Below are 15,047 nucleotides of genomic sequence, written 5' to 3' on the forward strand. Positions count from 1 at the left end.
CAAGGCCTGAGGAGGGGCGATGACCAGCGCCGAAGACCGGTACCGCGCGGCGATCTCGACGATGGACGCCGCGGCGCGAGAGCAGGACGAGCAGCGCGGGCTGCGCGAGCGCCGCGTCGCCGAAGCCGAGACGCAGGCCCGCGAGGGGCTGAAGAACGAGCTGGCGGCCGCGCAGAAGTACGCCGAGCACATGGACGAGCTCAACAAGCGCAAGCAGAGCGCGGGGGGCTGGGCGACGGAGAAGACGCTGGCCGACAAGGGCCGCGAGTCGCTGATGGAGTTCGGCGTCGAGGACGAGGAGGCCGACACCGGCCGCACGCCCTACCCGACGCCGAGCTACGGGACGCCGGTCCCGGCCGCGGCGGCACCGCCCGCACCGGAGCCTCCCGCGCCACCGGCGCCGGAGCCGGCGAAGCGGGGCCGCCACGCGCGTCAGCCCGACGACGAGGACGACTTCTCCAGCACCAGCTGGCTGGTCTGACTTCTCGTCAGTGCGCGGGTTCTTCCTCGCGCTCGATGGGGGCGCGCTTGACGTCCGCTTCGAGGAGGGGCCGGTACTTGTCGGTACCGGTCAGGTGGGTGAGGAAGAACGCGGTGAACAGGGCCCGCGTGAGCTGCTGGGTCTTGCGGTGCGGCTTGCCGTGCATGATCAGCTGCGACCAGTGCTTGCCCTCGGTGACGCCCAGGTGGGTCGCCTTGCCGAGGGTGCGCAGCTGGACGTCTTCGCCGCCCCAGGCATCGGTGATGGCCTCGGCGTGCCCGACCTTGGGGGCGACGAGGTCCTCTTCGGCGGCGAGGTGCAGGCCGGGGACGGTGATGGCCTTGGCCGCCTCGGTGGCGGGCGGCATCGTCTGGGCGGCGGTGATGGTGGCGACGGCCTTGATCCGGGGGTGTTCGGCCTGGGCGTCCTGAGCCGCGGCGAGGACGGCGGAGCCGCCCCCGGTGGAGTGCCCGGCGAGGCCGAGCTTGGCCGGGTCGACACTGATGCCGTCCGGCCCGAGCCGCACGGTGGTGACGACGTCGAGGGTGGTCAGCAGATCGGCGGCGAGCAACCGGTGCGAGGGCAGGGGCCCTTTTTGCGTGGCCGGCGCGGCGGCGACGATGCCCCAGCTGGCGAGGTGGTGCAGCAGCTGCCGGTACCGATCGGGCGGCTGCAGCCACCCGTGCCCGAAGGCAAGGGCGGGCAACCCGAGCCCGGAGCGTGGTGTGTAGACGACGCCGGGCAGCCCGACCAGGGCGAGGTTGCCCCGCAGGACCTCGTGCGGACCCGGGTGCGTCAACTCCGCGAGCAGCTGCTTGGGCTTGCTGGCCATGCGGGAACCCTAGCGCCCAAGAGATGGAGAGGCGCGCCCGCCGCACCGACGAGCAGGGGCGGCTCGGCCTGCGAGCTCATGAACGACTCGTTCATGTCATCGGGCGCGCTGAACGACTCGTTCATGACGTCCGGCCGGGGTCGCCGCCGCCCCGCTCCGGGGAGCACGAAACCGGCAGCCGGAGAGCAGAACAGGCACTCCACCCAGCCCCCTCCCCCCACCCCGATCCGAAGCCGTCCGTAGTCACAATCGGGCGCCGGGGTGGCGGGTCACCAAGCACACCACGTGTGGGTGACAACGCATTGGTCCGGACCACAGAGATAGCGATATCCGCAGGTCAAACACCCTTTCCAGACCCCATCACCCCGCCGAATATCCCTCGTTAGGCTGGTGCGCGTGTGTGGAATCGTGGGATATGTCGGGCACCGCCCGGCTCTGGACGTCGTCCTCGGCGGGCTCCGGCGCATGGAGTACCGCGGTTACGACTCGGCCGGGATCGCCGTCCTGGACGGCGGCGAACTGACCGTCGAGCGCAAGGCCGGGCGCCTCGCCAACCTGGAAGCCGAGCTCGACAAGGTCGGCCGGGAAAGCTTCACCGGCACCGCCGGCATGGGCCACACCCGCTGGGCCACCCACGGCGCGCCGATCGACCGCAACTCGCACCCGCACCGGGACGCCTCGCAGCGCGTCGCCGTCGTGCACAACGGCATCATCGAAAACTTCGCCACCCTCCGCGCCGAGCTGGAAGCCGACGGCGTCGAGATGGCCAGTGACACCGACAGCGAGACCGCCGCGCACCTGGTCGCCCGCGCCTACACCGAAGGCGACACCAAGGGTGACCTGGCCGCCAGCGTCGCCGCCGTCTGCCGGCGGCTCGAGGGCGCCTTCACCCTCGTCGTCACCCACGCCGACCAGCCGGACACCATCGTCGCCGCGCGGCGGTCGTCGCCGCTGGTCGTCGGGGTCGGGGAAGGCGAGCACTTCGTCGCCTCGGACGTCGCCGCCTTCATCGAGCACACCCGCGAGGCCGTCGAACTGGGCCAGGACCAGCTCGTCGTCATCACGCGCGAGGGTTACGAGGTCACCGACTTCCACGGCGACGCCGCCCAGGCCAAGCCGTTCACCGTCGACTGGGACCTCTCCGCCGCCGAAAAGGGCGGCCACGAGTACTTCATGCTCAAGGAGATCGAGGAGCAGCCGGAGGCGCTGGCCAACACGCTGCGCGGCCACTTCGAGTCCGGCCGGATCATCCTCGACGAGCAGCGCATCTCCGACCAGGACCTGCGCGACGTCGACAAGGTCTTCGTCGTCGCCTGCGGGTCGGCCTACCACTCCGGCCTGGTCGCGAAGTACGCCATCGAGCACTGGACGCGGCTGCCGGTCGAGGTCGAGCTGGCCTCGGAGTTCCGCTACCGCGACCCGGTCCTCGACCGCGACACGCTGGTCGTCGCCGTGTCCCAGTCCGGCGAGACGGCGGACACGCTCGAAGCCGTCCGGCACGCGCGGGAGCAGAAGGCGCGCGTCCTGGCCGTCTGCAACACCAACGGCGCGCAGATCCCGCGTGAGTCCGACGCCGTCCTCTACACCCACGCGGGGCCCGAGATCGGCGTCGCCTCGACCAAGGCGTTCCTCGCCCAGATCGCGGCCAACTACCTGGTCGGCCTGGCGCTGGCGCAGGCCCGCGGCACGAAGTACCCGGACGAGGTCGCCCGCGAGTTCGCCGAGCTGGAGGCCATGCCCGCGGCCGTCCAAAAGGTACTGTCCACTGTGGAGCAGGTGCGCGACCTCGGCCGCCGGATCGCGGACTCGAAGGCCGTCCTCTTCCTCGGCCGGCACGTCGGCTTCCCGGTCGCCCTCGAAGGCGCGCTGAAGCTCAAGGAACTCGCGTACATGCACGCCGAAGGCTTCGCGGCCGGCGAGCTCAAGCACGGCCCGATCGCGCTGATCGAAGACGGCCTGCCGGTCGTCGTCGTGATGCCGTCGCCCAAGGGCCGCGCGGTGCTGCACTCGAAGCTCGTGTCGAACATCAGCGAGATCCAGGCCCGCGGCGCCCGCACGATCGTGATCGCCGAAGAGGGCGACGAGACCGTCCGGCCGTTCGCCGACGAGCTCATCGAGGTCCCCGCGGTGCCGACGCTGCTGCAGCCGCTGGTGTCCACGGTGCCGCTGCAGGTGCTCGCCGCGGAGATCGCCCGCGCCCGCGGGTACGACGTCGACAAGCCGCGTAACCTGGCGAAGTCCGTCACCGTCGAGTAGCGGGAGGCCTTCGCCGTGCAGGGAATCTGGACCACGGAACGGATTCGCGAGGCGGAGGCCAGGGCGTTCGCCGTCACGCCGGAAGGCGAGCTGATGCGGCGGGCGTCGTTCGGGCTCGCGGTGCACATCGCGGACTTCCTCGACGACCACACCGGTGGCGTTTCCGGCCGCCGGGTCGTGCTGCTCGTCGGCTCGGGCGACAACGGTGGTGACGCCTTGTGGGCGGGCGCGTTCCTGCGCCGCCGTGGGGTGGCCATCACGGCGATCCTGCTCAAACCCGAGAAGGCGCACACCAAGGGGCTGGAAGCGCTCAAGCGGGCCGCCGGCCGGGTCGTGTCCGCCGCGGACGGTCCACAGTGGATCGAACGCGCCGACGTCGTGGTCGACGGCATCGTCGGGATCTCCGGCAAAGGCGGCCTGCGCCCGGACGCCGCCCGGCTCGTCGAGCTGGTCGAGGCACCGATCGTCGCGGTCGACCTGCCCAGCGGGGTCGACCCGGACACCGGCGCGGTCGACGGCCCCGCGGTGAAGGCGGCCAAAACCGTCACCTTCGGCGCGCTGAAGCCGGTGCACGCGCTCGCGCCCGCTCAGTGCGGCGAGGTCGTGCTGGTCGACATCGGCCTCGAGCTGGCCGAACCGGACCTGCGCAGGCTCGACATCGTGGACGTCGCCGCGGCCTGGCCGATCCCCGGCCCGGAGGACGACAAGTACAGCCAGGGGGTCGTGGGCATCGCGGCGGGCTCGGCGACGTACCCGGGCGCGGCGGTGCTGGCGGCGGGCTCGGCGGTCCGCGCGACGGCGGGCATGGTCCGGTACGCCGGCCACGCGGCCGACGTCGTCCGGGCGCAGTGGCCGGAGATCATCGCGACGGGCACGGTCGCGGACGCGGGCCGCGTCCAGGCGTGGGCGGTCGGCCCGGGCATCGGCACGGGCTCGGAGGGCCGCGACGTCCTGCGGCACGTGCTGGGCCAGGGCGTCCCGGTGTGCGCGGACGCCGACGCGACGACGATCATCGCGAAGTCCCCGGAGGTCCTGGACGCGCGCGACCCGGACACGCCGCTGGTGCTGACCCCGCACGCGGGCGAGTACGAGCGGTTGATGGGCCGGAAGCCGGGCGCGGACCGCGTGACGGCGGCACGCGAAGCGGCGAAGAAGTACGACGCGGTGGTGCTGCTGAAGGGGCACGTCACGGTGATCGCGGCGCCGGACGGCCGCGTCGCGGTGAACACGCCCCGCGGAGCCTGGCTGGCGACGGCGGGTTCGGGCGACGTCCTGTCGGGCCTGGTCGGCTCGCTGCTGGCGGCCGGGCTGGACCCGTGGCTGGCGGCCGCGGCGGCGGCCCACGTGCACTCGCTGGCCGGGGCGATCGCGGCCCAGAACGCGCCGACGTCGGCATCCGGCCTGGTGCACGCGATCCCCGAGGCCATCCGGGCGATCCGCTCTCTGACGTCCTGAGAAGAGTTATCGAGTTCTCTGTTAACTCGGGGCGAGAAATCTGGTAAGAATGCCGTGTGAGCGGCAGCACAGCACCTGGAGACCGGAAGACCCGGCCGTCCGACGCTGTCGTCGAACAGCGCCGGCAGGACATCCTCGACCACGTCATCGAGCACGGCGAAGCCCGCATCGACGACTTGACCAGCCGGTTCAAGGTCAGCCTCATGACCATGCACCGCGACCTCGACGACCTCGCCGAGCGCCGCCTCCTGCGCAAGCTGCGCGGCAAGGTCGAGGCTTACCCGGCGCTCACCATCGAGACCGCCGCCCGCTTCCGCGACACCCTCCACCACGACGAGAAGGACGCTCTCGGCGAGGCCGCCGCGAAGCACGTTCAGCCCGGCCAGACCGTCTTCGTGGACGACTCCACGACCCTCCTCCCGCTGGTCAAGCGCCTGGCCGAGATCGACGCCCTCACCGTCGTCACCAACTCGCTGCACGCCGCGCGCCTGCTGGGCCCGAACAACGACGTCGTGCTCGCCGGCGGCCGGTACTCGCCCGAGTACGACTCCTGCGCCGGCCCGGAGGTCCTCAACCTGCTCGACTCGATCCGCGCCGACGTCTCGTTCGTTTCGGTGACGGCCGTCGCCGTCGGGCGGCTCTTCCACCCCGACCGCGACTACGCCGAGCTGAAGAAGGCCGCCCTCCGCGTCGCGAACCAGAACGTCCTCGTCGTCGACCACTCGAAGTTCGGCCGGACCGCCACCTACGCGCACGGTGACGTCGGCGACTACGACCTGCTGATCACGGGCCAAGCCACGCCCACCGAGGAGATCGAGGCCGCGCTCAACGCCGGTACCGCGATCGAGATCGTCGAACACGTCGCAGAGGGGCAGCCCTATGACAGCTGAGCTGGTCGCCGGCATCGACTCGTCCACGCAGTCGACCAAGGTCGTCGTGTGCGACGCCGAAACCGGCGAAATCGTCCGCACCGGCCGCGCGCCGCACCCCGAGGGCACCGAAGTCGACCCCGCCGCCTGGTGGGACGCCTTCGGTGAGGCCACGAAGGGCCTGCTCGACGACGTCAAGGCCATCGGCGTCGGCGGTCAGCAGCACGGCATGGTGACCCTCGACGATTCCGGCGAGGTCGTCCGGCCCGCGTTGCTGTGGAACGACACCCGGTCCGCGCGCTCGGCCCTCGACCTCGTCGAAGAGCTCGGCGGGCCGTCGGTCTGGGCGAAGTCCGTCGGCTCGGTGCCGGTCGCCAGCTTCACCGTCACGAAGCTGCGCTGGCTGGCCGACAACGAGCCCGAGCTCGCCGACCGCGTCGCCCGCGTGCTGCTCCCGCACGACTGGCTGACCTGGAAGCTCACCGGCGGCGACCCGGTCACCGACCGCGGCGACGCGTCCGGCACCGGCTACTTCTCGCCGTCCGACAACGCCTACCGCCTCGACGTCCTGAGCCACGCCTTCGGCGGCCGGACGCCGGAGCTGCCCACCGTGCTCGGCCCGGCCGACGCCGCCGGCCACACTCCGGACGGCGTGCTCGTCTCGGCCGGCACCGGCGACAACATGGCCGCCGCGCTCGGGCTCGAACTCACGCCCGGGGACGTCGTCGTCTCGCTCGGCACCAGCGGCACCGTGTTCGGCGTCGCCGAAGCCGGCGCGGCCGACGCGTCCGGCGAGGTCGCCGGGTTCGCCGACGCCACCGGCCGCTTCCTCCCGCTGGCCTGCACGCTCAACGCCGCCCGCGTCCTCACCGCGACGGCGTCGATGCTCGGCGCGACGCTGAGCGAGTTCGACCGCCTCGCGCTGACCGCCGAACCGGGCGCCGGGGGCCTGACCTTCCTGCCCTACCTGGACGGCGAGCGCACCCCGAACCTCCCCGGCGCGACCGGCTCCCTGAGCGGTCTGACCAGGGACAACATGACCCCGCAGAACCTCGCGCGCAGCGCCGTCGAAGGCATGCTCTGCGGCCTCGCCGCCGGGCTCGACGCGGTGCGTGCGCACGGTCTCGACGTCCAGCGCGTGCTGCTGATCGGCGGGGGCGCGCAGTCGGCCGCCGTCCGCGCGGTCGCGCCGCTGGTGTTCGGCGTGCCCGTGCAGCTGCCCGAAGTCGCCGAGTACGTCGCCATCGGGGCGGCGCGCCAGGCGGCCTGGGCCCTTGCGTCCAGCGCGGAACCCCCGTCCTGGCAGAAGAACCAGAAGCTCCGGCTCGAGCTGGACGAGCCGACCGAGGCGCAGCGCGCCGAGGGCCACCGGATCCAGCAGCGCCACCTCGAAGCCCGCGAAGCGGCTTACGGGGTCCGGCGGAATCTCGGAGAGGACTGACCGATGGCTTCCATCACCTACGACAAGGCGACCCGGCGTTACCCGGGTTCGGAGCGCCCCGCGGTCGACGCGCTGGACCTGGAGATCGCCGACGGCGAGTTCCTGGTGCTGGTCGGCCCGTCCGGCTGCGGCAAGTCGACCAGCCTGCGCATGCTCGCCGGCCTCGAGGACATCGACGACGGCGCCGTCTGGATCGGCGACCGCGACGTCACGCAGCTGCCGCCGCGGTCGCGCGACATCGCGATGGTGTTCCAGAACTACGCGCTGTACCCGCACATGACGGTCGCCCAGAACATGGGCTTCGCGCTGAAGATCGCCGGCCGCCCCGCGTCCGAGATCAAGCAGAAGGTCCTCGAAGCCGCGAAGCTGCTGGACATCGAGCAGTACCTCGACCGCAAGCCGAAGGCGCTCTCCGGTGGTCAGCGCCAGCGCGTCGCGATGGGTCGCGCGATCGTGCGTGAGCCGCAGGTCTTCCTGATGGACGAGCCGCTGTCGAACCTCGACGCGAAGCTGCGTGTTTCGACGCGTACGCAGATCGCCGCGCTCCAGCGCCGCCTCGGCGTCACGACCGTGTACGTCACGCACGACCAGGTCGAGGCCATGACGATGGGCGACCGCGTCGCGGTGCTCTCGGACGGCCTGCTGCAGCAGTGCGACACCCCGCGCGCGCTGTACGACCGGCCCGCGAACGCGTTCGTCGCCGGGTTCATCGGCTCGCCCGCGATGAACCTCGTCACCGCGAAGCTGACGGCCGACGGCGCCGAGGTCGGCGGCGCGCGCGTGCCGCTGACCCGCGAGACCATCGCCGCGGCCGACGGCGACACCGTGACCCTCGGCTTCCGGCCGGAGGCCCTCGAGGTCGCCACCGGTGACGGCACCCTGCCGGTCAAGGTGGACCTGGTCGAGGAGCTCGGCTCGGACGCCTACGTCTACGGCAAGCTCGCCGAGACCGACGCGGCCGACAACAAGTCGAACGTCGTCGCCCGGGTCGACCCGCGCACGCCGCCCGCCATGGGCGACACGCTCAACCTGCGGATCCGCCCCGACGAGCTGCACGTGTTCTCCGCCACGTCCGGGCTGCGCCTGCCCTGACCTCGGGTCATGGGAAACTGGAGGGCGTTATGTCTTCCAGTTTCCCCCGCGCCCAGGTCGACATCGACCTCGACGCGATCCGCCACAACCTCACCCTGCTGGGCGCCCGCGCGCCCGGCTCCGAGGTGATGGCCGTGGTGAAGGCCGACGCCTACGGCCACGGCGCGCTGCCGGTGGCGCGCGCCGCGGTCGAGGCCGGGGCGAGCTGGCTCGGCACCTGCTCGCTCGGCGAAGCCCTCGCCCTGCGCGAAGCCGGCATCACGACCCGGCTGTTCAGCTGGCTGGACACCCCGGACGTCGACTTCGCGCCGGGCATCGAAGCCGGCGTCGACCTGGCGGCCAGTTCGCTGGGTGAGCTACGCCGCATCGCCGCCGCCGCGCCCGTGGGTACCCGGGCGCGTGTGCACCTCAAAATCGACACCGGGCTCTCGCGCAACGGCTGCCCGCCGGCCGCCTGGGCCGAACTGGTCGAAGCGGCGGCCGCCGAACCGCGGGTCGAAGTCGTCGCGATCTGGTCCCACCTCGCGTGCGCGGACGAGCCGGACCACCCGGCGACCGACCTGCAGGCGAAGCGCTTCGCCGAGGCTTACGACGCCGCCCGCGCCGCCGGGCTCGACCCGCAGCGGCACCTGGCGAACTCCGCGGCCCTCCTCACCCGGCCGGACCTGCACTTCGACGTCGTCCGGCCCGGGATCGCGATGTACGGGCTGAACCCGGTGCCGCAGCCCGAAGACCTGCGCCCGGCCATGACGTTCCGGTCCGCGGTCGCGCTGGTCAAGCGCGTCGAAGCCGGCGAATCGGTGTCGTACGGCCACACCTGGACGGCCTCGCGGGACACGAACCTCGCTCTGGTCCCGGCCGGGTACGCCGACGGCGTCCCGCGGTCGCTGTCCGGCCGGATGGACGTCCTCCTCGGCGGGCAGCGGCGGCCGGTCGCCGGCCGCGTCTGCATGGACCAGCTGGTCGTCGACTGCGGCGACTACGAGCCCGCGGTCGGCGACGAAGTCGTGCTTTTCGGCGCCGGCGCGCACGGCGAGCCGACGGCCCGGGAGTGGGCCGACAAGCTGGGCACCATCGACTACGAGATCGTGACTTCGATGTACCGCCCGCGCGTCCGGCGCCGGTATCTGGGGGAGCGCTCGTGACACCTTCACGACGACTGCTGGCCATCGCCGGCGGGGTCGGGGCCCTCGCCACCGGGACCGCCGCCGCCGCAATCGTCGCCGCGCAGCAGCGGCGGCACAGTGAGGATCCGTACGTGGACGAGCCGCTGGGGGAGCTGAAGCCGGACCGTGCCTCCACGGTCGCGGCCGAGGACGGCACGCCGCTGTCGGTCGAGGAGATCGACCCGGAGGACGGCGGGGAGCCCGAACTGACTGTCGTGGGGGTGCACGGCTTCGCGCTTTCGCGGCGCTGCTGGCACTTCCAGCGTCGCGACCTGGCGAAGCTGCGGCTGCCGCGCGTGCGTCAGGTGTACTACGACCACCGCGGCCACGGCCTGTCCGGCGCGGCGTCTGCGGAGAACTCGACGATCGAGCAGCTGGCGCGCGACCTCGACGTCGTGCTGCGGTCGGTGGTGCCGGAGGGGCCCATCGTGCTGATGGGGCACTCGATGGGCGGCATGGTCATCATGGAGCTGGCCGCCGAGTTCCCCCAGCTGTTCGAAGACCGCGTCTGCGGCGTTGCCTTCATCGCGACGGCGGCGGGCGAAGTGGGCGCACGCGGGTTGCCGCGTTCGCTGCTCTCGAAGTACAACCCGCTGACACGCGCGGCCGGCGGTCTCGCCGGCTGGCAGCCGGGGCTGGTCGAGTTCGTCCGCGCGGCGGGCGGCCAGCTGACGCGCCAAGCCGTGCGGCGCTTGGCTTTCGGCAGCCGCGACGTCGCGCCCCGGCTCGTCGACTTCATGCTCGAGATGCTGGAAGTGACGCCGGTGCGCGGGCTCGTGAACTTCGTCGACACCCTCGGCAGCCACAACCGCTACGCCGCGCTGGCCGGGCTGAAGCACGCGGAAGTGCTGGTCATCGGCGGCGATTCGGACCGGTTCACGCCGTTCTCGCACGCCGAGCGGATCGCGGCCGAGCTGCCCGACGCGGAGCTGGTGCGCGTCCGCGGCGCCGGCCACATGGTCCAGCTCGAGCAGCCCGAGCTGGTGAACAGTCATCTGATCGATCTCCTGCAACGCTGTTCCGGTGCGGACGGCGAATCCTCGTCCCGGCGAACCTGGTGGTGGCAGCGTTGAGCTTCGTTTTTCCCACGCCCGAAGAAACGATGGACTTCGGGCGGGTTCTCGGCCGCGCGCTGCGCGCGGGTGACTTGGTGCTGTTGGCCGGCCCGCTCGGCGCGGGCAAGACCACGCTGACCCGCGGCATCGCGGACGGCCTCGGCGTCGGTGGCCGGGTCAGCAGCCCGACGTTCGTGCTGGCCCGCGTCCACCCGGCGGGTGCTGCCGGTGTGCCGTTGGTGCACGTGGACGCGTACCGCCTGGGCGGGGACCTGTCCCAGCTGGACGACCTGGACCTGGACACGGACCTGGAACGCTCGGCGATCGTGGTCGAATGGGGCGAAGGTTCGGCGGAGCGGCTGTCTTCGGACTACCTCGTCGTCCGCCTGGACCGCCGCGAGGACGACGTCCGCGAGATCACGCTCGAACCCCACGGCACCTGGGCGGACCGGGTGCCGGAGCTCGCCAAGACCTCGTGAGTGGGAAACAGTGTTCTAACCCTGTTTCCCACTCACGAGGGTAGGTGCGCTCAGCCGCCGTTGTACTGCTGGTAGGCCGGTGCCCGGAACGTCCTGGCGCCGGCACCCGCGATCTTGTCGACCGCGCGCAGGAACTTCGGCCCCATCTTCGCGGTGGCCTGCCGGACCGGGTGCGTGGCCCCGAAGTCCTCCGGGTTCGCCTGGCCGTGGGCGAACATCGAGTAGATCACCACCGGCTTGCCCGCGGCGTCGAACATGATCCCCGCCTCGTTGCGGCCGTCGTTCAGCCAGCCCGCCTTCGTGGCGATCCTCGCCCGGTCGACGGACGACATCTCCCGGCGGATGCCGTCGGTGAACGCCACCTGCGACCGCAGGATGGACAGCAGGTATTCCGTCGACGCCGGGCTCAGCAAGGTGCCCGCGACCAGCGCCTTCAGCAGGTCGTGGGTCTCGCGCGGAGTGGTCTGGCCGAGGAAGTAGCGGTTCGGGTTGGCCACCGGCGTGACCTGGGTCTTGGGGAAGCCCTTGCTCACCAGGATCTGGTTGATCTCGGCCGCCGGCACGACGAGCCCCACCAGCCGGACGCACGTGTCGTCCGAGACCGTGAGGAACAGCGAAAGGACGTGGCCCAGCGTGAACGCGCTCGGGTACGCCTTGTCGAGGATGATGATGCCGTCACCACCCGGCACGACGATGCTCTCCGGCACCTGGACCTGCTGGTCCAGCGTGAGCAGGCCACGGTCGATCTTGTCCATCAAGGTGACCGCGACGGCCACCTTGTTGACGCTGTACGCCTCGACGACCTCGTCGGACGCCACGTCGACGGCCACCTCGTCGGCCACGCTGATGTAGGAGTTCCAGATGCCGCCTGCCTCGGCGGCGGCGGTGTCGTAGACGCGCTTCACCTTCTGCCTGGCCCGGTCCGGGGTGGCCGGGCTGGCTTCGATGTCTGCTTCCTGCGCGAACGCGGGAGAGCCGGTCAGAACGCTTCCGGCGACGACAGCGGACCCCAAACCGAACGCCGCTCGCCTGTTGAGTCGATACCCCATCGCAAGATCCAACCACGGACGTCGTGAGTGGGAAACAGTGTTCTAACCCTGTTTCACGCTCACGACCGCGCGGGCCACACCCAGGTCCACCAGGTCCTGCGGCCGCAGCCGCAGCTGGTCGGCGATCGCCGGGACCTCCGACGCCGGCCGCTTGAGGATTGCCGCCGCGGCTTCGGGAGACGTCACGGAGAAGTACGCGTCCGGCGCCACCCACGTCGAACCCAACGCCGCGAACGCCAGCGCCCCACCCGACCCGCCTTCGCCGATCACCAACGTCGTCACCGGGATCGACGCCGTCGCGACCGCCTCGAACATCGCCGCGATCGCGCCGCCCGCGCCTGCCTGCTCGGCCGCCGCGTCGTTCGCCGCTCCCGGGGTGTCGACCAGCGTCAGCACCGGGATCCCCAGGCGGGAAGCCAGCTGCACCAGCCGCGCCGCCGTGCGGAAACCCGCGGGTGACGTCGGCGTGCCGCACTGGGCCGCGTACGCGATCGTCCGGCCGTCGCGCCAGCCGAAGCCGCACGCCACCCCCGGATCGACGCCGCCCGCGCGGTCGCCGCTGACGTCCTCGCGCCAGTCGAAGTACGCGTCCAGGTACTCGACCGCCCGGGGCCGCCGGGGCGACCGCGCCGCCTGGACCGCTTCCCAGCCCGTCGAAGGCAGCGAAGCCGGCCGAAGCGCCGAAGGCGGGGGAGCCGCCGCCGTCGAGCGGGCCGTCAGCAGCCGCAGCCAGCGCTCCAGCGTCACGCCGAGTTCGTCCGGCTCCACCAGAGCGTCGACTTGGCCCCACTCGTACTTCGCTTCGGCGGTGTAGGCCTCCGGCGAGCCGGCCGGACGCACTCGCGAACCCGCGAAGCCGACCTGCGCGTCCGGCAGCGCGAGGATGACGTCGGCGCCCGCGCCGAGCGTCGCCCAGCCGCCGCCCGTCGTCGGGTCGCGCAGCACCGAAATCTGCGGGATGCCCATCGACCGCGTCAACGCCGCCGCCCGCGCCACCCGCTGGAGCTGCAGCAACGCGCGCATGCCCTGCTGCATGCGGCTGCCGCCGGTCGAAATCAGCGACACGACCGGGAGCCGCGCGTCGCGCGCGTGCGCGAAGGCCGCCTCGATCCGGTCGCCGGTGCGCTGCCCGAGGGAGCCGCCGAGGAACCCGAACTCGAACGCGATCAGCACGGCTTCGACGTCGCCGATCTTCGCCGTCCCGCAGACGACCGACTCCTTCTCGCCGGTGCGCTCCTCCGCGGCCGCGCGTGCGGAGCGGTAGCCCGGCCAGTGGATCGGCCCGTCGGCCGGCTCGTCCCGCAACCGCGTCGGGAGCTCCTCGAAGGCGTTCGCGATCGCGCCGACGATCTCGCGCGCCGGCTGCCTAGGCACCGAGCGCCCGCTTCATGACCTTGCCCATGTCGTTGCGCGGCAACGCGTCCAGGTACCGCACGACCCGCGGGCGCTTGTGCGGCGCGAGCAGCTTGGCGACGTGGTCGGCGAGTTCGTCGGCGGCCGGCGGTTCGCCACTGGGCACGATCCACGCGACGATCCGCTCGCCGAGGTCGTCGTCCGGCTCGCCGGTGACGGCCGCTTCGGCGACGCCGGGGTGTTCGAGCAGCGCGTTCTCGATTTCGCCCGCGCCGATCTTGTAGCCGCCGCTCTTGATCAGGTCGGTCGCCTTGCGCCCGACGATCTTCACGTAGCCATCGGTGTCGCGCGTGGCCATGTCACCGGTGCGGAACCAGCCGCCGTCGAACGCCGCCGCGGTCGCGTCCGGGCGGTTGAGGTACTCGGTGAAGAGGTTCGGCCCGCGCACCTGGATCTCGCCCACGGTCTCGACGTCCTCGATCACTTCGCCGGCCTCGCCGACCAGCCGCAGTTCGACGCCCCCCAGCGGCACGCCGACCGTGCCGGGCTTGCGTTCGCCGTCGGCTCGGACGCTGGTGTTCATCAGCGTCTCGGTCATGCCGTAGCGCTCGACGACCTGCTGGCCGGTCGCCGCGGTGATCCGCTGGTGGTCGTGCACCGGCAGCGCGGCGGACCCGGAAACCAGGAGCCGCGCGCCCTTCAGGGCCTCGGCCAACGCCGTGTCCGTGCCGACCTCGCCGGCGATGCGGTGGTACATGGTCGGGACGCCGAACAGCATGGTCGCGCCGTTCGCGAGTTCGCGCGCGACGCCCTCGGTGGAGAACCGGCCGAGGTGGCGCACCGAGCCGCCGCGGCGCAGCGGGCCGAGGATGCCGAGGATCAGGCCGTGCACGTGGAACAGGGGAAGCGCGTGCACGAGGACGTCGCCCTCGGTCCAGCCCCAGGCGTCTTCGAGCGCGTCGAGCGTGGTCGCGAGCGCGCGGCGGGGGAGGACGACGCCCTTCGGCGGCCCGGTGGTTCCTGACGTGTAGACGATCAGCGCGGGCGTCTCGGGGTCGGGCTCGTCCGCGATCGGCGTCGTCTCGCCGGTCAGCGGGATGTCTCGCCGCGGCAGGCCGGCCAGGCCCGCGGGCAGCTCGACGCCGGGTTCGGCGAGCACCAGCTGGGGCTCGCTGTCGGCGAGGATGTGCGCGAGCTCGCGTTCGCCGATCTTCGGGTTGAGCGGCACGGCCGGGACGCCGGCCAGCAGCGCGGCGACGACGGCGACGCTCGTGTGCAGGGTCGGGGTCGCCCAGACGGCGACGCGGCCGCGTGGCAGCTCGGCCGCGAGGCTCCCGGCCACGGCGGCGAGGTCGTCGTAGGTGAGAACGTGGTCGCCGAAGCGGAGGGCTTCCTTGCCCGAACCTGGCAAGAGGGTGGGGAACATCGGGTCGGGCACCGCGGGGACCTCCCAGAGTCGCACTCGTCCCGCACGTTACCGTGCGGATCAGTCCCCTGCAGCAAGCGGCCGAAGGCCCTG

At 72.1% G+C, this 15,047-nt stretch carries 13 protein-coding genes; 9 read left to right on the plus strand and 4 right to left on the minus strand.

Going from position 1 to position 15,047, the window contains the following annotated elements:
• The first annotated feature begins 19 nt into the window (after positions 1-19).
• Positions 20-481, plus strand: a complete 462-nt coding sequence (locus tag ACERZO_RS46025; protein ID WP_372672314.1) for a hypothetical protein — start codon at positions 20-22, stop codon at positions 479-481.
• A 7-nt stretch (positions 482-488) separates the two neighbouring features.
• On the opposite strand, the gene ACERZO_RS46030 is transcribed toward ACERZO_RS46025, so the two are convergent.
• A complete protein-coding gene (locus tag ACERZO_RS46030) occupies positions 489-1,313 on the minus strand; it encodes a dienelactone hydrolase family protein (RefSeq protein WP_372672315.1) in 825 nt (274 codons plus the stop codon).
• Positions 1,314-1,709: 396 nt separating this feature from the next.
• Between ACERZO_RS46030 and glmS the strand changes: the two genes are divergently transcribed.
• The 8 genes from glmS to tsaE are packed head-to-tail and all read left to right on the plus strand — an operon-like array spanning position 1,710 to position 11,126.
• Positions 1,710-3,569 (plus strand): glutamine--fructose-6-phosphate transaminase (isomerizing), encoded by a 1,860-nt coding sequence (gene glmS, locus ACERZO_RS46035; protein ID WP_372672316.1) that lies wholly within the window; start codon positions 1,710-1,712, stop codon positions 3,567-3,569.
• Positions 3,570-3,584: 15 nt separating this feature from the next.
• Positions 3,585-5,024, plus strand: coding sequence for an NAD(P)H-hydrate dehydratase (locus tag ACERZO_RS46040; RefSeq protein WP_372672317.1), 1,440 nt, complete (start codon positions 3,585-3,587; stop codon positions 5,022-5,024).
• A gap of 56 nt (positions 5,025-5,080) precedes the next feature.
• The gene (locus tag ACERZO_RS46045) at positions 5,081-5,914 is read left to right on the plus strand and encodes a DeoR/GlpR family DNA-binding transcription regulator (protein WP_372672318.1); all 834 of its coding nucleotides are present in this window, start codon (positions 5,081-5,083) and stop codon (positions 5,912-5,914) included.
• Positions 5,904-7,334: a xylulokinase gene (gene xylB / locus ACERZO_RS46050; RefSeq protein WP_372672319.1), complete on the plus strand. Its 1,431-nt coding sequence runs from the start codon at positions 5,904-5,906 to the stop codon at positions 7,332-7,334. Before ACERZO_RS46045 ends, xylB begins: the two co-directional genes overlap by 11 nt.
• 3 nt (positions 7,335-7,337) lie before the next feature.
• Complete coding sequence (locus tag ACERZO_RS46055; RefSeq protein ID WP_372672320.1) at positions 7,338-8,426, plus strand: ABC transporter ATP-binding protein; 1,089 nt, start codon at positions 7,338-7,340, stop codon at positions 8,424-8,426.
• Positions 8,427-8,455: 29 nt separating this feature from the next.
• The gene (gene alr, locus ACERZO_RS46060) at positions 8,456-9,571 is read left to right on the plus strand and encodes an alanine racemase (RefSeq protein WP_372672321.1); all 1,116 of its coding nucleotides are present in this window, start codon (positions 8,456-8,458) and stop codon (positions 9,569-9,571) included.
• The gene (locus ACERZO_RS46065; protein ID WP_372672322.1) at positions 9,568-10,665 is read left to right on the plus strand and encodes an alpha/beta fold hydrolase; all 1,098 of its coding nucleotides are present in this window, start codon (positions 9,568-9,570) and stop codon (positions 10,663-10,665) included. The genes alr and ACERZO_RS46065 overlap by 4 nt, the downstream gene beginning before the upstream one ends.
• Positions 10,662-11,126 (plus strand): tRNA (adenosine(37)-N6)-threonylcarbamoyltransferase complex ATPase subunit type 1 TsaE, encoded by a 465-nt coding sequence (gene tsaE / locus ACERZO_RS46070; protein ID WP_372672323.1) that lies wholly within the window; start codon positions 10,662-10,664, stop codon positions 11,124-11,126. The genes ACERZO_RS46065 and tsaE overlap by 4 nt, the downstream gene beginning before the upstream one ends.
• A 50-nt stretch (positions 11,127-11,176) precedes the next feature.
• Here the strand turns inward: tsaE and ACERZO_RS46075 are convergent, their stop codons facing one another.
• The 3 genes from ACERZO_RS46075 to ACERZO_RS46085 all read right to left on the minus strand — a co-directional run bounded on the left by ACERZO_RS46075 (position 11,177) and on the right by ACERZO_RS46085 (position 14,966).
• Positions 11,177-12,139, minus strand: coding sequence for a serine hydrolase (locus tag ACERZO_RS46075; protein WP_372672419.1), 963 nt, complete (start codon positions 12,137-12,139; stop codon positions 11,177-11,179).
• Positions 12,140-12,217: 78 nt separating this feature from the next.
• A complete protein-coding gene (locus ACERZO_RS46080) occupies positions 12,218-13,549 on the minus strand; it encodes a carboxyl transferase domain-containing protein (RefSeq protein ID WP_372672324.1) in 1,332 nt (443 codons plus the stop codon).
• A complete protein-coding gene (locus ACERZO_RS46085; protein ID WP_372672420.1) occupies positions 13,542-14,966 on the minus strand; it encodes an acyl-CoA synthetase in 1,425 nt (474 codons plus the stop codon). Before ACERZO_RS46085 ends, ACERZO_RS46080 begins: the two co-directional genes overlap by 8 nt.
• Positions 14,967-15,047: the final 81 nt, after the last annotated feature.

This window comes from Amycolatopsis kentuckyensis (assembly GCF_041679295.1).
In the GTDB taxonomy this organism is placed as follows: domain Bacteria; phylum Actinomycetota; class Actinomycetes; order Mycobacteriales; family Pseudonocardiaceae; genus Amycolatopsis; species Amycolatopsis kentuckyensis_A.